A 20267-nucleotide genomic window follows, 5' to 3' on the forward strand; every position below is an offset into this window, starting at 1 on the left:
GCTGCCGCGAGGCGGGAGTGCTCGATGAGCGCAACCATCCCCACGGCGGGTTCGCCCAAAGACTAACCCAAAAACAGACATCCCGCCGCATCGACCAGATGCAGCGGGATGACGTTCTGTTGTGCGGAACAACTCAGTGGAAGGAGTCCCCGCAGGCGCAGGAACCCTGCGCATTCGGGTTGTCGATCGTGAAGCCCTGCTTCTCGATGCTGTCGACGAAGTCGATGGTGGCCCCGGACAGGTAGGGGGCGCTCATCTTGTCCGTGACGACATTCACGCCGCCATAGGTCTTCACGACGTCGCCGTCCAGCTGACGCTCGTCGAAGAAGAGCTGGTAGCGCAGGCCCGAGCAGCCACCGGGCTGGACGGCGACGCGGAGCGCCAGGTCATCGCGACCCTCGGCGTCCAGCAGCGACTTGACCTTGTCTGCGGCCACGTCGGTCAGGACGATGCCATCGGTCGTGGGGGTGATGGTGATGTCAGTCATGCGGTTCCTCCTGAACGGGTGGTTGACCCGGTTCCTCCTGGACGGGCGATTGGCCCGGGCTCCTGCGGCCGTGTTGCCCGCCGCCCTTGCTGAGCGGACGGTTCTCCCGGTCAACGCCAACGACCACGATTGCTATTCCCGAGCCGTGACGGCTTCACGATACCTGAGGTGCAAAATTCAACCGCCATGCAAGGACCCATGCGGCCCGTCACCAGTGCCAGGTTCGGGCCACAGGCGCGGTGGCAGCGGTGATCTCCTCCGTCGACAGCGGCCTGTCGTCGGAGGAGAGGCCATAGCCCTCCTCAACACCCATCGTCCGCAATTCCCTTGCGCTGATCCAGTTGCGACGGCAGACGGCAACCACCGGACGCATGGCCTGCTCCGCCAGGCCCGTGACCATGGGCACGAGGTCTCCGCCCTTGGTGCCGAACTCGAGCGCGTCATATCCCGTGACCACCAGGTCCGCGGCCTGCATCGTTGCGGCGAGACCAGCCAAACGTGCACACTCCCCCGGGCCGGTGACGATGTCGCCGCCCAGGGCGAGGACCGCTGCCCCCAGCCCGCCAACCGCCCCGGCACCGGCAGTGGTGCCCAGCTGGGGATCGCCCAACTCAGCGCACCAGTCAACCAGCGCCTGGTCCGCGGCGATCAGTTCACCGGGGTGCGCGCCGCCCCCTTGGGCCGCAATGGAGGTGATGCCGCGCAACCCGGTGAGGTGGAGTTCGGTCTGCCCGCCGGTGGTGACCAGGTGGAGCTTGGTGCTGGCAAGGTTTCCACGAGCCACCTCGAAAGCGCGATGGAAGCCGCGGCCTCCGTCGGCCCAGTCCCAGGACGGGATCTCGAGCCACAGTTCAGGCAACGGGCGGCGGTGCATCTCGGCCCACGCGATGAGCTGCCCAACCGCCTGACCCACCGCGGCCGAGGTGGACGCCTCCGGCGCCCCCGCTTCCACATCCACCTGCACCACGGCGCCGGCGGGGCCGACGAACGCGCGGTGTTCCGCCACGTCCTCCAGCACAGCGTCCGTGAGGTCGGACCAGGCCTGACCGAAGCCCTTGCCGCACTCCCCCATCGGGACGACGGCCAGCTGAGCACCCAGCTCCGCCCAGGCCCGGGCCATTGCGGCCCCGGTCTGGGCGGAGGTGAGGCTCTTGAAGGGCCCGCAGGCCACCACGGCACGCATCAGCCGGGGATGAGCCCCTCCGTGCTGCCCGACTCGTCGAGGAAGGCGCGCACCTCGTCAAGGCTTGCACTGGCATCCGGCACGATCAGGTCGGACTCGGCCAGTTCCTCGTCCGGCACCTTCTCACCAGCGCGGATCTGCTCCAAGAGCAGGGTGAGCGCCCCTTCCAGAGCCTGCTGGTCATCGGCTTCGAGCGCGCCCGCCACGCGGTCGTCGAGGTCATTGAGGCCCGGCAGCGATTCGGCGTCGATGCGCCACTGGCCCTCGCCGAGGATTCGCACGATCATGCCTGTCCCTCCTGCTTCTGCGCCTGACCGCCTTCGAGGGCCGGTGCCGGCTGGTCGGCCGGTGCGATCTCACCGCTGACCTTCGCCTTCAGGGCGGCCAGCTCGTCCTCCACCTGGCTGGTGGAGGCCAGCTGGTCGAGTTCACGGGTGATGTCGTCCTTGTAGGTACCCGTCGGGTCGTCGAGCGCGCCCGAGGCGAGCAGCTCGTCGACGGCGCCGGCACGGGCCTGCATCTGCTGGGTCTTGTCCTCGGCGCGCTGGATTGCGAGGCCGACGTCACCCATCTCTTCGGAGATGCCGCTGAAGGCCTCGTTGATGCGGGTCTGGGCCTCGGCAGCCGAGTAGGTGGCCTTGATGGTCTCCTTGCGGGTGCGGAAGGCATCGACCTTGGCCTGCAGTCGGTTCGAGGCGGCGACGAGCTTGTCCTCCTCGGCCTGCAGCTGGGCGTGCTGGGTCTGCAGGTCGCCGAGCTGCTGCTGGAGACCGGACTTTCGGGTCAGCGCCTCGCGGGCCAGGTCCTCGCGTCCCTGCTCGAGCGCACGCTGGGCCTGCATGGTGAGCTTGTCGACCTCACCATTGAGCTGCGAGGCCTGCAGCTCCACGCGCTTACGGCTGGTGGCGACGTCGGCCACACCGCGTCGGACCTTCTGGAGGAGCTCGAGCTGGCGCTGGTACGAGTAGTCGAGCGTCTCGCGGGGATCCTCGGCGCGATCGAGGGCCTTGTCGGCCTTGGCACGGAAAATCGTCGAGATCCGCTGGAAAATGCCTGCCATGTGGTGTTCGATCCTTCCGGTCGGGGTGCGCCGGGCTCGGCACAGCACGTCGGCTTCAGCTTACGGGCATGACCAAGTCAAATCCGGGCCAGCGGGCGGTCTTCAGCTCCGGACCCGGGAAAGGTCAGGGTGTTCACCCCAGAGTGAAGCCGTGGTCCCGCTCCGAGCATGGTGCAGCTGCACCGCACAGCATGGTCCAGCTGTACCGCACCGGGCACCGCGGTGTGCTTCGGCACCGTAGAATCATTCGGAATGGCCGCGAGGCCGCGATCGACGAGGACACGAGGACGACGTGGGACTGTTCCGACCCTATGAGCAGGGCAAGACCGACGAGGACCCGGTCAAGCAGGGCAAGACCGGCGGGGCCAGCGCCCAGCACACCCCAGAAGCGAGCGCCCCTGCGGGAGAGCCGACAGCCACCGCTGTAAGGCATCCGCAGAAGAAGGGGGTTCGCACACCGACGCGGGCCGAGGCAGAGGCCGCCCGCCGGGAGCGACTGCACCCGACGCTCTCCCCCAAGGAGGCCAAGAAGGCGCAGCGCAAGGCCGAGCGCGAGGCTCGCTATCGCCAGCTGGAGGCCGCGGACAATTCGCCGGAACGGCGCCTGGTGCGCGACCACGTCGACTCGCAGATCACCTTCACCGAATACACGATCCCGATCATGCTGGTGATCATGGTGGTCAGCCTGTGGTTCTCCCGCAGCCTGGTTGCCCAGCAGCTCACCTCGCTGGCGATGATGGGCATCTTCCTGATCTGGATCGTGAACATCACGCTGCGCTGGCAGTCCTTCAAGAAGCTCGCCCAGTCCCGCGGCCTCAACCCCAAGCAGCGTGGGTTGATGATGTACATGATCAATCGGATGATGACGATTCGCTCCCTGCGTCGCCCCGAACCGCGCATCAAGCGCGGCGAGGCCTACTGACCCCCAGCCACCAGCCGGCCAGGAGGCTCCCGGCCGGAAGACCAACGGAAGAGGACGTGATCATGGGATTCCTGTGGACCGCCGAACTGAACCCGGGTACGACGACCACCCCCGACGAGCTCGAAGGGGCCGGCGTCGGCCGTCAGTTCGAGGACCAGGCCAGCGCCGAGGCCTGGCTGGGCGAGTACTACGAGGATCTTGCTGATCTTGGTGTCTCCAGCGTGACGCTGATGAATGGCGAGGAGCTCGTCTACGGGCCGATGTCGCTGGAGGCAATGTGAGACGGCGCGTGGCCAATCTGGTGCTCGCGCTGGTGGGACTGGGGCTGGCCGGCTATGGCATCTGGTCCATCACGAACCCCTCGTTCACGTGCCGCGGCGTGGAAATGCACCCTGGCGACGTCTGCCACAAGAACGACTTCAGCCAGATGGGCACCGACGAGGTGCAGACCTATGAGGACCGCGTTCACGCGGCAAGGCTCAGCCAGCCCGTCGTGGTGATCAGCGGACTTGCCATGGCTGCCTTCGCCGGCTACCTGATGCGTCAGGGCGAGCCGACGGAGGAGGCCACCACCTGACGAAGGACTCAGCCCTCGCGCACCTCGGGGGTGACGAAGGGCGGCTTCACGAGCCGGAACTTCTCGACCCGGTTGCGCACCTGCACCCCCACCTCGTCGTCGAAGCCGAGCCTGGCATCCACCAGCGCGAGACCAACGCCCTGCTTCAGCGTGGGAGAGAAGGTGCCACTGGTCACCTCTCCGGCCACGTCGCCGGACTCGTCCACCACCGTCATGCCGTGCCGCGGGATGCCCCGCCCGACAGCCACGAGGCCACGCATCCGACGGGCCGGACCCTCGGCCTTGATGGCCCGTAGGGCCTCGGACCCCAGGAAAGGCTCGGCCTTCTTCCAACCGACGGCCCAGGACAAGCCGGCCTCCAGGGGGTTGATCTCGGGCGTGATGTCATTGCCGTGCAGGGAGTAACCCATCTCGGTGCGCAGCGTGTCGCGGGATGCCAGACCACAGGGGCGGATCTCGAAGCGGGCGCCGGCCGACATCACCTGGTCCCACACCTCCAAGGCGTGTTCCACCGGCACGACCAGCTCCCAGCCCTTCTCCCCGGTGTATCCGGTACGACAGATGGTCATGCTCCACCCGTCACGCTGGACGACCTCGAAGGCCATGTAGTCCATCGTGGTGGGCAGGGAGAGCTCGGTGAGCACATCCTCCGAGCGGGGACCCTGGATGGCGATGACCGCGAAATCCCGGTGCTGGTTGGTGATGGTGAGCCCGCCCAGCGTCTCCACGGCCTGCGGCACCTCCCGGTCCAACCGGGCCTGCTCCTCCAGGACGGCCACCACGGTGCTCGTGTTGGCTGCATTCGGGATCAGGAAGACCTCGTCCTCGGCCAGGACATAGGCGATCATGTCATCGGTCACGCCGCCCGCCTCATTGCACAGCATCGTGTACTGGGCCTGGCCCGGGCCGATCTTGTGCAGATCGTTGGTCAGGCACAGATTCAGGAAGTCGAGTGCTCCGGAGCCCTTGACCAGCACCTTGCCCAGGTGCGAGACGTCGAAGACGCCCACCCCGTCGCGCACCGCGTGGTGTTCGGCGAGCACCCCGCCGCCCGCGTACTCCAGAGGCATCTGCCAGCCTCCGAACTCCGAGAACTTGGCACCCGCCTGCTCGTGACGGGGATGCAGGGGTGAGGTCAGCAGGTCGGTCATGTCTCTCCCTCGAGGATCACTGGGCCGGTGGCCATGGTGCGCGGCATTGCGTCCGGACGTGGCAGCCGTCGGGTACGACGACCACCTGGCCTCCCACGCTACCGGACGACACCGGGACCAAACGCTCAACCCTCGGTGATGTCAGTACCCTCGGCTAGCCTGTTCCCTGACCATCCGACCAGCCGCAGAAAGGCCATCCTCGTGCCCACTCCACGCGTGCCCAGCACCCTCACCGCAGGTGCCATCGTCCCCACCGTCGACCTCGTCGCCCGAGCGCCCAAGGACACGGACTACGTGGTGGTCGGGGTCACCGGAAGCAGCGAGCAGCCGACGCTCGTGGGGGTTCCCTCCGAGGTGGACAAGGCGTCACCTGCCCCACTGGCCCAGATCGCCCGCGACCTGGGAGCCAAGCCCGAGGCCGGCAAGGTCTGCATCCTGCCCCGCTTCGGCTCCCAGCTGGTGGCCGTCGGTCTGGGCATCGACGAGCTGACGCCTGAGCAGTTGCGCCGCAGCTGCGGAAACGCGCTGCGTGAGATCGCCGGCCGCGCCGGGGATTCCTCCCTGCACGTCGTGCTGAGCCTGGAGACCGCCGAATCCGAACTGGTCCGCGCCGCCATAGAGGGTGCGGTGTTGGGCGCCTACACCTTCACCAAGGTGGGGTCGCAGCCCAAGCGCCCGATCGAGAAGATCAGCGTGGTCACCAGCCTGGGTGGAGCCCCGGCGAAGCAGGCCGTCGCCGATGCCCTGGCCATCTCCCAGGCCGTGCTCGTGGCCCGCGAGTGGATCAACGCCCCGGCCAACCTGCTCTACCCCGAGAGCTTCGCCGACGAGGTCCGCCAGATCACCAAGGGCACCAAGCTCGAGGTGGAGGTGCTGGACGAGAAGCAGCTGGCCAAGGAGGGCTACGGGGGCATCATGGCCGTGGGTGGCGGCTCGGAGCGTGCACCCCGTCTGGTGCGCGTGGAGCACAAGCCCCGCGGCGCCAAGAACCACCTGGTGCTCGTCGGAAAGGGCATCACCTTTGACACCGGAGGCCTCAACCTCAAGCCGGCCGATGGCATGTACACCATGAAGTGCGACATGTCCGGTGCCGCCGCGGTACTGGCCGCCACTCGGGCGATCGCCGAGCTCGGACTGTCCGTGCACGTCACCACCTACGCGTCGATGGCGGAGAACATGCCGTCGGGCAGCTCCTACCGCCCCAGTGACGTGATCACCATGTACGGCGGCACCACCGTGGAGAATGTCAACTCCGACGCCGAGGGCCGGATCGTGATGGCGGACGCCCTGGCGCGCTCCCAGGCCGACAAGCCCGATCTCGTGGTGGACGTCGCCACCCTGACCGGCGCCTGCATGGTGGCGCTCGGCAATCGCATCGCTGGCCTGATGAGCTCGGACGACGCGACGGCCGACATCCTGCTGGATGCCGCCGAGACGGCGGGCGAGGACTTCTGGCAGCTGCCGATTCCGGAGCACATCCGCAAGGGCCTCGAGTCCAAGGTGGCCGATCTGAAGTCGAGCGGTTCCCGCATGGGCGGGGCCATGGCCGCGGCGGCCTTCCTGCAGCACTTCGTCGGGGAGGACACAGCCTGGGCCCACCTGGACATCGCCGGTCCTGCCTTCAACGACGAGGCCCCCTATGACTACGTGCCCACCGGCGGAACGGGTCACGCCGTCCGGACGCTGGTCGAGCTGGCTCGCAGCTTGCAGGACTGAGCTGGCTCGCAGCTTGCAGGACTGAGCACGCGGGACGCCAGCAGGAGACACGGGGGTGGGAGAGGTCCGGCAGGGCCTCTCCCACCCCCTGTCTGCGCAGCGCACCGCCCACGGGTAAGCGATGGGCAAAAAGCCGCTGACCGCGTGTGTCATCGGTGCCGGTTGGAGATAGGCTGGCCGAGACAACCCATGGCATTGCAAAGGAGCCCGAACCTCATGGCGACCGAAGTCACACTTCCGGCACTTGGTGAAAGCGTCACTGAAGGCACCATCTCCCGATGGCTGAAGGCCGTCGGCGACCGCGTTGAGGTCGACGAGGCCCTCGTCGAGGTCTCCACCGACAAGGTCGACACCGAGATCCCATCCCCCGCCGCAGGCGTGGTCCTCGAGATCCGCGTCGCCGAGGACGATGTCGCCGAGGTCGGCGCAGTCCTGGCCGTGATCGGCGAGGAGTCCGAGGCTGGCCAGGGCGGTGGCGAGGCTCCCGCAGCCCCGGCCGCCGAGGCAGCCGACGAGGCTCCCGCCGAGGAGATCGTCCAGGCGCAGGAGGAGACCAACCAGAGCGAGGCTGCTCCGGCCGATCCCTCGGCTGCCGAGGTTCCCGCTGGCTCCGCCGAGGGCACCGAGGTCACGCTGCCCGCACTGGGCGAGTCCGTCACCGAGGGCACCATCAGCCGTTGGCTCAAGGAGATCGGTGAGACCGTCGAGGCCGACGAGCCGCTCGTCGAGGTCTCCACCGACAAGGTGGACACCGAGATCCCCGCGCCCGCCGCTGGCACGCTGCTGGAGATCCGGGTCAAGGAGGACGAGGTTGCCGAGGTCGGCGCCGTGCTCGCCATCATCGGTGATGCCTCCGCCCAGGCCGCTCCCGCTGCTCCGGCCGCCGCTCCCGAGCAGCCCGCCGCCGAGGCAGAGAAGCCGCAGGAGCCGCAGGCTCCCGAGTCGGTGCCCGCCGAGGCCGTCGAGCAGGATGCCCCGCAGGCCGAGGAGCAGAAGCAGCCCTCCACACCTGCGCAGCCCGAGGTGGGCGAGCCCGGCTCCACCCCGCGTCACGCCGAGGGTGAGAGCACCCCGTACGTGACCCCGCTGGTGCGCAAGCTGGCCGCGGAGAATGACATCGACCTGAACACGCTGACCGGTACCGGCGTCGGTGGCCGCATCCGCAAGCAGGACGTCCTGGCCGCAGCCGAGGCCAAGAAGGCTCCGGCCGCTCCTGCAGCCCCGGCTGCCCCCAGCGCACCGGCCGCCCCCAGCGCACCGGCCGCCTCCTCCGCCCCGAAGGGTGCCGACCCGAGCAAGCGTGGCACCACGGAGAAGATGAGCCGCCTGCGTCAGACGATCGCCAAGCGCATGGCCGAGTCGCTGCAGACCTCGGCCCAGCTGACCGCGACCGTCGAGGTGGACCTGACGAAGATCTCCCAGCTGCGGGCGCAGCACAAGGAGGACTTCAAGAAGCGCGAGGGCGCCTCGCTGAGCTACCTCCCCTTCATCACGAAGGCGAGCATCGAGGCCCTGAAGCAGTTCCCCTTCGTCAACGCGACGATCGAGGGCGATCAGGTGACCTACCACGACGTCGAGCACATCGGCATCGCCGTGGACACCGAGAAGGGCCTGCTGGTGCCGGTGGTCAAGGATGCCGGTGACCTGAACATCGCCGGTCTGGCCAAGAAGATCGCCGATCTGGCCGCTCGCACCCGTGAGAACAAGGTCATGCCCGACGAGCTGAGCGGTGGCACCTTCACCATCACGAACTACGGCTCGGCCGGCACCCTGTTCGACACCCCGATCATCAACCAGCCGCAGGTGGCCATCCTGGGCACGGGCGCGCTGGTGAAGCGCCCGATGGTGATGGAGATCAATGGGGCCGACGTGATCGCCGTCCGCGACATGATGTACCTGTCGCTGACCTACGATCACCGACTGATCGACGGCGCCAAGGCCGCGCTCTTCCTGGCCGCGGTGAAGAACCGCCTGGAGGAGGGCGACTTCGCCGGCGAGCTCGGCGCCTGATCCCAGGAGCCCGCAGCACCGAAGGACCCGCACGGGCCCGCACCCCATGGGGTGCGGGCCCGTGCCCGTCCCGGGTCGGGGCGGTGGTGGGCTGGGCCGCTGCGCGAACCCAGCCCCCCCAGGCGGTCCCGCTCTGCAAGAAGGCTGAGGAAGGCTAGGATTGGCAGCCGGCGGCCGCGATGGCCACCACCAACGTCGAGCGATGATCCGGAGCAATGATGGCGAGCGAGAAGGCCAAGGAACTGGCGGCCAAGCAGAAGGCCCAGGTCAAGGCGGAGAAGGAGCGCAAGAAGAACTCCACCGACCCGCGTGACTGGGGTCAGATCCGCCAGATCAAGGAGAGCTACCGCATCACCGCGGAACACGACCCGCAGTTGCCGATGGTGCTGGCGGCGGGCTTCTTCGGCCCCTTGTTACTCGGCATCCTGCTGGGCTTCCTGGTCAAGCCGATGTGGGCCTGGGTGCTCCTGGGCATCATGGCCGGCCTGACCCTGGCGATGTTCCTGTTCACCCGTCGGGTCAAGAATTCCGTCTACAAGCGCTATGAGGGGCAGCCCGGTTCGGCCGAGATCGCCCTCAACATGCTGCCCAAGGGGTGGAGCTCGACGCCCGTCATCAACGCCACCCGCCAGATGGACGTGGTGCACCGCGCCGTGGGTCCGGGCGGCCTGATCCTCGTCGGCGAAGGTGATCCCCAGCGTCTGAAGTCGCTGCTGGCCACCGAGGTCAAGCGTCACGAGCAGACTGCCTACGGCGTCAAGGTGCACACCATCCAGATGGGTGAGGAGCCGGGTCAGGTACCGCTGGCCAAGCTGGCCGACCACATCAAGAAGATGCCCAAGCAGCTGGACCAACTGCAGATCGACGACGTGAACAAGCGTCTGCGCGCCATGGACGCCGTCCGTTCGCGGATGCCGCTGCCCAAGGGTCCGCTCCCCCAGCAGACCTCGCGTCGTGCCATGCGCGGCCGCTGACCCGTGGCAGCCCAGAACATCCTCAATGCCGAACAGGTCACCAAGACCTACGGCACCCGCACCCTGCTGGACCAGGTCTCGCTCGGCCTGGCCAAGGGAGACGTGATCGGAGTCGTCGGACGCAATGGCGACGGGAAGTCCACCCTGCTCAAGGTGCTCACCGGCGCGATCGAACCCGATTCCGGCCGGGTGACCCGCACCGGCAGTGTGTCGATCGGGGTACTCACCCAGGCCGAACAGGTCCGTGAGGGCGAGACGGTTCGCGACCTGATCGTCGCGGGTGAGCCCGACCACGTCTGGGCCCGGGACGCCTACCGTCGGGCCGTGGTGGAGCACCTGCTGGCCGACATCGACCTGGACGCCGAGCTCTCCCGACTGTCCGGTGGTGAGCGTCGACGTGCCGGGCTGGTCAGCCTGATGTTCGGCAACCATGACCTGCTGGTCCTCGACGAGCCAACCAACCATCTGGACGTTGAGGCGGTGGCGTGGCTGGCGGACCACCTGAACACCCTGCAGCAGCGCAACATCGCCATGTTGGTGGTCAGCCATGACCGCTGGTTCCTGGACGCCATCTGCAACCGGGTCTGGGAGGTGCATGACGGCGTCGTGGATCCCTACGACGGTGGCTATGCCGCCTACGTGCTGGCCCGGGCGGAGCGGGCCCGACAGGCCGCCGCCAACGAGGCCCGCCGCCAGAACCTCGTCCGCAAGGAGCTCGCCTGGCTGCGTCGCGGTGCACCGGCCCGCACGTCGAAGCCGAAGTTCCGGATCGAGGCGGCCAACACCTTGATCGAGGACGTTCCTCCCCCACGGGACCGGTTGGCGCTCGAACAGTTCAGCGTGAGCCGTCTGGGCAAGGACGTCTTCGATCTGGAGGACGTGACGCTGCGCTTCGGGGAACGGACCCTGCTCAACCAGCTCACCTGGTCGATCGGTCCGGGAGACCGGATTGGGCTGCTGGGCGTCAACGGGGCCGGGAAGACCACGCTGCTGAGCCTGCTCTCCCACGATCTCGAACCCACGTCGGGGCGGGTCAAGCAGGGCAAGACGCTGCGGCTGGGCCATCTCAGCCAGCATGTCGGTGAGCTCGACGACGGCGAGACCGTGCTGGAGAGCGTGAACCGCATCAAGGCGGAGACCAAACTGGCCACCGGCAAGGACGCCAGCGCCTCCAACCTGTTGCAGGAGTTCGGCTTCACCGGCGAGAAGCTGGTCACCCGCATCGGTGAGTTGTCCGGCGGCGAGCGGCGTCGGCTGAGTTTCCTGCGGATCCTCATGCAGGAGCCCAATGTCCTGCTGCTGGACGAGCCGACCAATGACCTGGACATCGACACCCTGACCGTGATCGAGGACTATCTGGACACGTGGCCGGGAACGATGATCGTCGTCAGCCATGACCGGTACTTCCTGGAGCGCGTCACCGACCACATCTACGCCCTGATGGGCGACGGCCGGTGCGTGCTGCTGCCGGGCGGAGTGGACCAGTACCTCGAGCACCGACGCACGCGGGACGCGGGCCCGGGCAAGAGTGTCACCGTGGGAGCCACTGCGGAGGTGCCGGCCAGCGGTGCTCCGTCCGGCCCCAGCGCGGCACAGGTGCGTCAGGCCAAGAAGGAGATGAACCGGATCGACGGGCAACTCACCAAGCTGCGGGCCCGGATGGAGAAGTTGCACGCGCAGATGGCGGGCGCGGCGAGCGACTACACCCGACTGGCCGAACTCCAGGCGGAACTCCAGGTGGCCACTGACGAGGCCGACGAGTTGGAACTCGCCTGGTTGGAGGCTGCCGAGACGGCTGAGGGCTGAGCCGGCAACTTCGTTCATCTGCTTAGCTGGTTGGAAAGCGTGCGTCAGATCTTGGTCGGCACGTCACCCGCACGTCACTGTTGCATCCATAGCGTGGTGCTGCGCCCATCGGGGCGCAACACCCCCCTTGGAAGGAAGAACAGCGATGTCCACTCCTGCCCGCTCCCGTCGTGCCGCCCTGCTGGGCGGCCTGTCCGCGCTGGCGCTGACCGCCAGCCTGGTCTCCCCCACACCCGTCGCCAGCGCCGTTCCCGAGCAAGCTGCCGACCAGACCTACCGCGGCTCCGTCCAGGTGGTCCCCGGCAAGAACCCGAAGTCGCGCGTGCTGAAGGGCACCGTCTACGTGGATGCCGACCGTGACTCGGTCAAGGATGCCGATGAGAAGGGCATCCGCGGCGTGGCGGTCTCCAATGGTCGCGATGTCGTGACCACCGATCGCAACGGCAACTACACCCTGCGCGTGGATGACAACACCACCGTCTTCATCACCCAGCCCGCCGGCTACCAGGTTCCGGTCGACGAGGCGAATGTGGCGCAATTCTTCTACAACCACATGCCCCAGGGCTCGCCGAAGCTCAAGTTCGGCGGTATCAAGCCCACCGGCCCGCTGCCCAAGGCCGTCAACTTCGGCCTGGTGGAGAGCCCCGCCACCGCCTCCGGTGAGCAGGACTGCATCATCGGTGGTGACATCCAGACCTACAAGAAGAAGGAGGCCGAGTACGCCGCGAAGGGCGCCTTCACCGATCTGGCTGCCCGTGACGACTACCGCGGCTGCGGCGCCCTGTTCATCGGCGACATCGTGGGCGATGACCTGAGCCTCTACCCCGGCATCCGCGAGCTGACCAGCAAGCTCAACGGCCCGGCCCGTTTCCTGCCCGGCAACCATGACCTGGATTTCGACGCCAAGAGCCGCTCGCACGCCTTTGACACCTTCCGCAACAACTTCGGCCCCACCTACCACTCCTACGACGTCGGCCGTGCCCACGTCATCTCGCTCGACACCGTGCAGTACCCCGCTGTGGGCCGCAACTACAACGGCGCCCTGGGCAAGCAGCAGATCGAGTGGCTCAAGAAGGACCTGGCCCGCGTGCCCAAGAACAAGCTCATCGTGGTGGCCGGCCACATCCCGCTGCTGACCTATGCCGACCAGGGCAGTGAGCAGCACCAGATCGACGAGGTGGCCCAGGTCTACAAGCTCCTCAAGGGCCGCAAGGCCGTCGCCGTCTCGGGCCACACCCACAGCATCGAGAACATGGTCAAGGGCGACTCCCTTGCTGGCTGGGAGGACATCTTCGGCGTCGCCGGTCTGCCCTTCCACCACATCACCTCCGGCGCCATCTCCGGTGACTGGTACAGCGGCCGCCTCCTGGAGGGCGGCTACCCCGTGGCTGTCCAGCGCGACGGTGGCCTGCCGGGCGTCGTGACCCTGGACATCAAGGGCAACCGCTACACCGAGCGGTTCACCGTGCGCGGTGACAAGGGTGGCGACCAGATGGCCCTGGGCCTGAACACCCCCGCCTACCGCGAGTGGTACCGCAAGAGCCGGCCTGCCAAGGGCAAGCCGAAGCCGGGCAATGCCGCCGCCATGGCCGATCCGCTCAAGGTGTCCAAGGCTGACCTTTCGGGCAGCTGGCTGACGACGAACTTCTTCATGGGCTCCACCGGCTCCACCGTCAAGGTCTCCATCGACGGCGGCCGGGCCCAGACGGCAGTCCGCACCCAGCCGATGACCGGTGAGGGCCAGTACGTCGGACCGGAATACTCCGACCCGTCCGCGGTGCAGGAGCAGCTGGTCAATGGCGGTTCACTGGCCGACCGCTCGATGCACCTGTGGCGCCAGAGCCTGCCGACCGACCTGGAGGTGGGCAAGCACACCGCCACCGTCCGCGCCACGGACCGCCACGGCCGGGTCTCCACGGAGAAGATCACCTTCGAGGTGACCGAGTGATCTCCTGACCCGTCAGGCGCAGCGAGGCCGCGACCCGATGGGTCGTGGGCGTCGTCGCTCTTCCGGGCAGCCCGGCGGTCAGGACCCTGTGACGTCGGCGTAGACCTCGCCCAGCTCCTGCGCGATCCGCTCCGGGGCGAAGCGAGCCACCACATCGGCGCGGATGTCCTCGCGATTCCAGTCCCGGAAGTGTCCAACGAAGGTTGCGAGGTCCCTGGCCACGGACTCGGCACAGGTGCAGTCGGCGAACATGCCGACCCCCTCGTGGATGATTCCCTCCGGCCCGCCGGCCCCGCTGGCCGCCAGGACGGGCAGGCCCGATGCCATCGCCTCGATGTAGACCACGCCGAAGGTCTCCCACTCGCTGAGCATGCAGAAGCCGTCGGCCCGGGAGAACTCTTCGGCCATCTCTGCCCGGGAGAGTTGTCCGCGCAGTTCCACGCGTCCTTGCAGACCGGCCCCGGCGATCCGGCTCTCGATGGCGGCGCGCTCCGGCCCCTCGCCGATCAGGGTGAGGCTGACCTCGGGGCGCTGCGCGAAGGCCAGCGCGAAGGCCTCCACCAACAGCTCCATCCTCTTGCGGGGCAGCAGATTTCCCGCGCTGACCAGACGGATGCCGTCATGTGGGCGCGCCGGCCGTGCCGCGAAGGTGTCCACGTCGACGATGTTGGGCACCACCCGCACCGGACGGTGGAAATTGTCCGTCAGCACGTCGGCCAGGGCCTGGGAGACGGCCACCACGGCATCGGCGCCCCGGTAGGCCTCGGCCGCCTTCAGGCGCAGCCCAAAGGGGATGTGGTGTGGGTGGAACTTGGAATTGTGCTCGGTGACCACCAGCGCAAAGCGGTTGCGGCGCGCACTGCGCGAGGCCGCCAGCGCGTACTTGGTGAAGTGGGCGTGCACCACGTCGGGACGGCCGTGCCGCTGCACGATCCGGTCCAGCGCCAGATCGAAGGCGCGGTCCAGCACGGCCTGGTCGACCGCGTCGGGCACCCGCCCCAACGGAATGCTGACGGTGTGCACGTCGATGCCACCGACGACGCGGTGGAAGATGCCGAAGGGCCGCAGGCGACGCACCGAACGCACGTCGAGGGCGGCGATCGCCACGCGGTGGCCGGCCGCCCGCAGTGCCCGCGCCTGATCCAGCTCGAAGATGCCCCACAGCGGGGTTCGACGGCTCGGCACCCCGCGGGCGACGATCACGATGAACACGGCAACTCCCGTCGTCAGCGGCGGTTGATCACGACGGTGCCGAGCGACAGGTCGTCGAGACCCCGACGATCTGCCCCGATCACCACCGCCGGCAGGAGGACGACCTTCATCAGGGCGCGCAGGAAGGACTTGGCCCAGCCGATCTGTTGGTGGTCGAGCCGCACCACGGCGATCCGGCACAGCAGCTGGCCGAAGGATCCGGAGGTGAGGGCGGTCAGCACCGTCTTCTGCAGGAAGTAGATCCCCATCGGCGCGAATCGCCGCCAGTCGAAACCGTGCAGCACCGCGTCGCCGAAGAGGAGCTGCGCGAGGATCATGCTGGCCGCCCAGTCGATCACCAGTGCGGCCAGGCGCGAACTCCAGCTGGCCAGCGATCCGCGTCCGTGTTCGGGCAGGCCGATCCCTTCGCCCGGATACCCGTCGTCCTCGACCACGCTCGCACTCATGGGGGCGAGCCTACCGGGTGGGCCGTTGCCGGAGCTGGAGGGTGTAACACCGCTGTTACACCCCCGGAACCCTTGGGCAATCCGGTCCGGGTAGCGTCATGGCAACACCCGAGAAGTCCATCTGGAGGAAACATGTTCCAAGGCGCCGATGACCTGTTGGCCTACATCAAGGATGAGGCCGTCGAGACCGTTGACGTCCGATTCTGCGACCTGCCCGGTGTCATGCAGCACTTCACCGTGCCCGCAGCCGCCTTCGGCCCTGAGGTCTTCGAGGAGGGCCTGTCCTTCGACGGCTCCTCGATCGTCGGCTTCACCAAGGTCCACGAGTCCGACATGGCGCTGATGCCCGACCCCACCACCGCCTACATCGACCCCTTCCGCCGGTCCAAGACCCTGGTGGTCAACTTCTTCGTGCACGATCCGATCACCAAGGAGCCCTACGCCCGCGATCCCCGCACGATCGCGAAGAAGGCCGAGGCCTACTTCGAGTCGACCGGGCTGGGTGACACGGTCTACTTCGCTCCCGAGGCCGAGTTCTACGTCTTCGACGACGTGCGCTTCGAGACCAAGACCAATGGCTCCTTCTACGAGATCGACTCCGAGGCCGGCGCCTGGAATACCGGGCGCGTCGAGGAGGGCGGCAACCGCGGTTACAAGGTGAAGCTCAAGGGCGGCTACTTCCCCGTGGCCCCCGTCGACCACTTCTGTGAGCTGCGTGACGAGATCGTGGCCCACATGGAGGCGCTGGGGATGCAGACCGAGCGTGCACACTCCGAGGTGGGCACCGGTGGCCAGGCCGAGATCAACTGGCGGTTCGACACGCTGCTGGCCAGCGCCGACAAGGTGATGCTGTTCAAGTACATCGTGAAGAACACCGCCTGGGTGAACGGCAAGACGGCCACCTTCATGCCCAAGCCGATCTTTGGTGACAACGGCTCCGGCATGCACGTGCACAGCTCGCTGTGGTCCGGTGGACAGAACATCTTCTACGACGAGAACGGCTACGGCCAGCTCTCCGACGTGGCCCGCTGGTACATCGGCGGCATCCTGAAGCACGCCCCGGCGCTGCTGGCCTTCACCAACCCGTCGACGAACTCCTACCACCGTCTGGTGCCGGGCTTCGAGGCACCGGTGAACCTGGTCTACTCGGCCCGCAACCGCTCGGCCTGCATGCGCATCCCGCTGACCGGTTCGAATGCCAAGGCCAAGCGCGTCGAGTTCCGCTGCCCCGACCCCTCGGCCAACCCCTACCTGGCCTTTGCCGCCATGCTGCTGGCCGGGATCGACGGCATCCAGAACCGCATCGAGCCGCCGGAGCCGATCGACAAGGACCTCTACGAGCTGCCCCCCGAGGAGCACGCCCAGGTTGCCCAGGTGCCCGCGTCGCTGGACGAGGCCCTGAAGGCGCTGGAGGCCGACCACGAATTCCTGCTGCAGGGCGATGTCTTCACCCCCGACCTGATCGAGACCTGGATCGACATCAAGCGCGGCGAGATCGACGAGATCCGCCAGCGCGTGCACCCCTACGAGTTCGACCTGTACTTCGCGATCTGATCCTCCAGCGATCCGATCGACGCAGTCACTGACGGTGGCCGTCGCCCCAGCCCGGGCGGCGGCCACCGTCGTGTCCCGGGCCGTGCGGGGCCCGGTGTGCTCGAATGGGGTGGTGATGCCCGTTGCCGTCGAGGATGCCGGTCCCCCGGACCCACCGTCGTCCGCTCCCCGCACCGGACTCGTGCCCGACGAGCCGGTGCTGCGGATCGATCTGGACTCTGCCGGCCAGGCGTCACTGGCGGAACTGGCCGCACCCGCACCCGGTGACCTGCTGCGGATCGCGATCCACTGCGAGACCGACGGTGACGACTTTGCCGCCACCCGGGTGTGGCCCGCCGTCAAGACCAACGCCCGGACTCACCGGCTGGCGGACCAGCACGGTCACCGGCCCGATGCCGATGCGCCGGTGACCTGTCTGGTGGCGGAGCAATGGAATCTGCTGGAGTGTCCCCTCCCCCACGACGCGGTGACCACGGAGCCACTCCACCTGGTGCTGGACTGCCCGCAGGGCCGAGGCCGGGTCTGGGTCCAGCTGCTCGGGGTGGCTGCCCCACCGCCAGATCCGCAGTCGCCGGTCGAGCACGTGCGAACCACCCGAGGGACCCACTCCGGGCCGCGGATGAGCCGCGGCAACACGCTGCCGGCCACCTGCCTGCCGCACGGTGGCGTGCTGCTCACCCCCGTGACCGATGCCCGCACCCACCGATGGATCTACCAGTGGCACCCGCCGGGTGGGCTGGCCCTGGAGGCACTGGCGATCAGTCACCAGCCGAGTCCGTGGATCGGTGAACGAGGCGCCGTGCAGGTGATGCCCTGGCAGGGCTTGCCGCACGTGGCGCCTGGCGACCGTCGCATTGCGTTCCGCCACGACGACGAGTACGACCGGCCCCACCACTACCGGGTCCGGCTGGCCGACGACTCGACGGCCGAGATGGTGCCCACCCTGCACGGCGGCATGATGCGGTTCACCTTCCCCGACGACCACGGATCCGCGGCAGGCCAGAGCGGGGTCATCCTGGACATGCCCGGGCACGGCCGCTGGTGGTCCAGGCCACTACCCGACGGTCGGTTGGCGGTCTGGGCGCGGATCGAGCCGGAGCCGGCCTTCGGTCGTCGACGACGTGACCCCGTGACCTTCTGCTACGGCGAGACCCGCCAGAGCGCATCGGTGCTGCCCCAGCGCTGGCCGCGCCGCCGGCAGGCCATGGTGCTGCGCCATGAAGGTCGCGGCGTGCTGGAACTGACGCTGGCCACCAGCCACATCAGCGTCGATCAGGCCCGGCACAGCCTGACGATCGAGACGCAGAGTGCCAGCTTCGACGAGCTGCGCGACCGCGCGCGCCAGACGTGGGACGAGCTCCTGGGACGGCTGGAGCTGCCGTCGGCCACCCGGCAGCAACGCACCACGGCGTGGAGCAACCTGTACCGGTTGCACTGCTGGCCGATGGCCTTCCACGAGAATGCGGGCACCGTCCAGGAGCCGCGCTGGGTCCATGCCTCACCGTTCGCCCCGGCCAGTGACCTGCAGCGCTGGCGGACCCCAGCCACCCACACACATCTGCCGGTGCTACCCGGCGAGCTGTATGTCAACAATGGCTTCTGGGACACCTACCGGACCTGTTGGCCGGCGCTCGGACTGTTCTTCCCAGACCTGGCTGGAGGTCTCGTCGATGGCCTGCTGCCCGCCTTCCGGGAGAGTGGCTGGATGGGCCGGTGGACGGCTCCCGGCCACGTCGACTCCATGGTGGGCACCAGCAGCGATGTCATCCTGGCCGACGCCGCCGTCCACGGCCTGGCCTTCGACGAAGTCACCGCGCACGCCTCGGCGCTGCGCAATGCATCCTGTCCGCCGCCCGACGTGACCGTGGGACGCAAGGGCATCGGCGAAGCCCGCTTCCTGGGCTGGGTTCCCAGCGAGGTGCAGGAGGGCTTCAGCTGGAGCATCGAGAACTCCATCTGCGATGCGGCGCTGGCCCGGTGGAGTCATCGCCTGGCGCAGCGGGCCCAAGGTGCGCGATGTGCAGAACTGATGGCACAGGCCTACTGGCTCGTGAATCGGGCGTTGGCCGTGCAGCAGCTCTTCGATCCCGGCACCGGTTTCCTGCGGGGACGGCGTCGCGACGGCCGGTGGAGCAGCAGCCACCATGATCCCCTGCGCTGGGGCGGCGACCACACGGAGAGCACCGCCTGGACGATGAGCGCCAGCCTGCCCCATGACGGAGCCCTGCTGGCCCAGCTGCACGGGGGGATGGAGCAGGATCCTGCCGCAGGGGAAAGGGCCCTCGCCGCACACCTCGACGCGCTCTTCAAGACCCCCGAACGAGCGGACCGTCCCGGCGGATACCGTCGCGTGATCCACGAGATGCGCGAGGCACGGGCATTGCGGATGGGCCAGTGTGCCCTGTCCAACCAACCGGCCCACCACCTGCCCTTCATGCATCTGCACGCCGGGCAGCCCTGGCGCAGCCAACAGATCGTGCGCGAGCTCTTGGACCGGGCCTTCGTCGGCGACGAGATAGGCCAGGGCCATCCCGGGGACGAGGACAACGGGGAGATGAGCGCCTGGTGGCTGCTGGCAGCCTCGGGCCTGTTCCCCCTGGCGCCGGGCAGCGGCGAATACGTGCTGGGTGCACCCCTGTTGCCCACCACCTGGCATCGTCCCCACGGCGCGCTGCGGGTCACCACGAGCGGCAGGGGGCAGCACGTCGCGGCGGTGCGGATCGACGGCCGGGCATGGGAGTCGGTGACCGTGCCGGTGGAATGCCTGCAGGGTGAGGTCCACCTGCACGTCGAGCTGTCCGAGCAGCCTGCCGGGTGGGGAACCGCGAGTCACCCATCGAGCCTGTCCACGGGCGCCCTCGCCCGGGAATGGGGCGGTTGGCGCCCGGATCGATCAGCGGAGGCGGACTGGGCCCACCGCAGTCTGGTGGACGACATCGGTGACCATCCGGTCTGCCTGCCGCCTGGGAGCGTGCTCCGTGGTGAGTGGGCTGCTGCTTGGTCGGCTCGGCTGGTGACCGTGACCGCGGCTGATGCTGCCGAGGTGCTGGTGCGGGTCCGTCGCGTGGGCGGATGGGAGGATCAGGCGCAGCGGCTGCCCGCGGCCCGGTGGCCCGGACAGACGGTTCCCTCGCTGCTGGCGAACTGGCCGGCGCCGGTGGATGCGATCGAACTGGTGCTCCCGGGCGGCGGACGTCTGTTGCAGGTGGAGGTCTACTGAG

General features: G+C 68.2%; 17 protein-coding genes. 10 read left to right on the forward strand and 7 right to left on the reverse strand.

Annotation, left to right across the window (positions count from 1 at the left end):
- Window positions 1–133 precede the first annotated feature (133 nt).
- From ACTQ49_RS04225 to ACTQ49_RS04240, 4 genes are all read right to left on the reverse strand, one after another.
- Window positions 134–487, reverse strand: coding sequence for a HesB/IscA family protein (locus ACTQ49_RS04225; RefSeq protein WP_441826594.1), 354 nt, complete (start codon window positions 485–487; stop codon window positions 134–136).
- A 208-nt stretch (window positions 488–695) separates the two neighbouring features.
- Window positions 696–1670, reverse strand: a complete 975-nt coding sequence (locus ACTQ49_RS04230) for a glycerate kinase (RefSeq protein ID WP_441826595.1) — start codon at window positions 1668–1670, stop codon at window positions 696–698.
- Entirely contained in the window at window positions 1670–1957 is a 288-nt protein-coding gene (gene pspAA / locus ACTQ49_RS04235) for a PspA-associated protein PspAA (RefSeq protein ID WP_441826596.1), read from the reverse strand. The genes ACTQ49_RS04230 and pspAA overlap by 1 nt, the downstream gene beginning before the upstream one ends.
- On the reverse strand, window positions 1954–2730 hold the full coding sequence (locus ACTQ49_RS04240) for a PspA/IM30 family protein (RefSeq protein ID WP_441826597.1): 777 nt from the start codon (window positions 2728–2730) through the stop codon (window positions 1954–1956). Before ACTQ49_RS04240 ends, pspAA begins: the two co-directional genes overlap by 4 nt.
- Before the next feature lie 292 nt (window positions 2731–3022).
- On the opposite strand from ACTQ49_RS04240, the gene ACTQ49_RS04245 reads away from it, so the two are divergent.
- From ACTQ49_RS04245 to ACTQ49_RS04255, 3 genes are all read left to right on the forward strand, one after another.
- Complete coding sequence (locus ACTQ49_RS04245) at window positions 3023–3652, forward strand: DUF3043 domain-containing protein (RefSeq protein ID WP_441826598.1); 630 nt, start codon at window positions 3023–3025, stop codon at window positions 3650–3652.
- A 62-nt stretch (window positions 3653–3714) separates the two neighbouring features.
- Window positions 3715–3933 carry a hypothetical protein gene (locus ACTQ49_RS04250; RefSeq protein WP_441826599.1) on the forward strand — a complete coding sequence of 73 codons (219 nt, stop codon included), beginning with the start codon at window positions 3715–3717 and terminating at the stop codon, window positions 3931–3933.
- Complete coding sequence (locus ACTQ49_RS04255) at window positions 3930–4229, forward strand: hypothetical protein (RefSeq protein WP_441826600.1); 300 nt, start codon at window positions 3930–3932, stop codon at window positions 4227–4229. Before ACTQ49_RS04250 ends, ACTQ49_RS04255 begins: the two co-directional genes overlap by 4 nt.
- A gap of 8 nt (window positions 4230–4237) precedes the next feature.
- Here ACTQ49_RS04255 and gcvT read toward each other — a convergent pair whose 3' ends face one another.
- The gene (gene gcvT / locus ACTQ49_RS04260) at window positions 4238–5380 is read right to left on the reverse strand and encodes a glycine cleavage system aminomethyltransferase GcvT (protein WP_441826601.1); all 1143 of its coding nucleotides are present in this window, start codon (window positions 5378–5380) and stop codon (window positions 4238–4240) included.
- Between the two features lie 216 nt (window positions 5381–5596).
- Between gcvT and ACTQ49_RS04265 the strand changes: the two genes are divergently transcribed.
- From ACTQ49_RS04265 to ACTQ49_RS04285, 5 genes are all read left to right on the forward strand, one after another.
- On the forward strand, window positions 5597–7096 hold the full coding sequence (locus tag ACTQ49_RS04265) for a leucyl aminopeptidase (RefSeq protein ID WP_441826602.1): 1500 nt from the start codon (window positions 5597–5599) through the stop codon (window positions 7094–7096).
- Between the two features lie 216 nt (window positions 7097–7312).
- Window positions 7313–9106 (forward strand): 2-oxoglutarate dehydrogenase, E2 component, dihydrolipoamide succinyltransferase, encoded by a 1794-nt coding sequence (gene sucB / locus ACTQ49_RS04270; protein WP_441826603.1) that lies wholly within the window; start codon window positions 7313–7315, stop codon window positions 9104–9106.
- Between the two features lie 215 nt (window positions 9107–9321).
- Entirely contained in the window at window positions 9322–10080 is a 759-nt protein-coding gene (locus tag ACTQ49_RS04275) for a DUF4191 domain-containing protein (RefSeq protein ID WP_441826604.1), read from the forward strand.
- Between the two features lie 3 nt (window positions 10081–10083).
- Window positions 10084–11886, forward strand: a complete 1803-nt coding sequence (locus ACTQ49_RS04280) for an ABC-F family ATP-binding cassette domain-containing protein (protein ID WP_441826605.1) — start codon at window positions 10084–10086, stop codon at window positions 11884–11886.
- Window positions 11887–12031: 145 nt separating this feature from the next.
- Complete coding sequence (locus ACTQ49_RS04285) at window positions 12032–13834, forward strand: calcineurin-like phosphoesterase C-terminal domain-containing protein (RefSeq protein WP_441826606.1); 1803 nt, start codon at window positions 12032–12034, stop codon at window positions 13832–13834.
- 78 nt (window positions 13835–13912) lie between these two features.
- Here the strand turns inward: ACTQ49_RS04285 and ACTQ49_RS04290 are convergent, their stop codons facing one another.
- Both ACTQ49_RS04290 and ACTQ49_RS04295 read right to left on the reverse strand, forming a co-directional pair.
- The gene (locus ACTQ49_RS04290) at window positions 13913–15046 is read right to left on the reverse strand and encodes a glycosyltransferase (protein ID WP_441826607.1); all 1134 of its coding nucleotides are present in this window, start codon (window positions 15044–15046) and stop codon (window positions 13913–13915) included.
- Between the two features lie 14 nt (window positions 15047–15060).
- Window positions 15061–15492, reverse strand: coding sequence for an RDD family protein (locus tag ACTQ49_RS04295; RefSeq protein ID WP_441826608.1), 432 nt, complete (start codon window positions 15490–15492; stop codon window positions 15061–15063).
- A gap of 132 nt (window positions 15493–15624) precedes the next feature.
- On the opposite strand from ACTQ49_RS04295, the gene glnA reads away from it, so the two are divergent.
- Both glnA and ACTQ49_RS04305 read left to right on the forward strand, forming a co-directional pair.
- Window positions 15625–17046 carry a type I glutamate--ammonia ligase gene (glnA, locus tag ACTQ49_RS04300; protein ID WP_441826609.1) on the forward strand — a complete coding sequence of 474 codons (1422 nt, stop codon included), beginning with the start codon at window positions 15625–15627 and terminating at the stop codon, window positions 17044–17046.
- A 34-nt stretch (window positions 17047–17080) separates the two neighbouring features.
- Window positions 17081–20266: a GH92 family glycosyl hydrolase gene (locus ACTQ49_RS04305; protein ID WP_441826610.1), complete on the forward strand. Its 3186-nt coding sequence runs from the start codon at window positions 17081–17083 to the stop codon at window positions 20264–20266.
- The last annotated feature ends 1 nt before the right edge of the window (window position 20267 follow it).

The organism is Luteococcus sp. Sow4_B9, assembly GCF_052116585.1.
Taxonomy (GTDB): Bacteria; Actinomycetota; Actinomycetes; order Propionibacteriales; family Propionibacteriaceae; genus Luteococcus.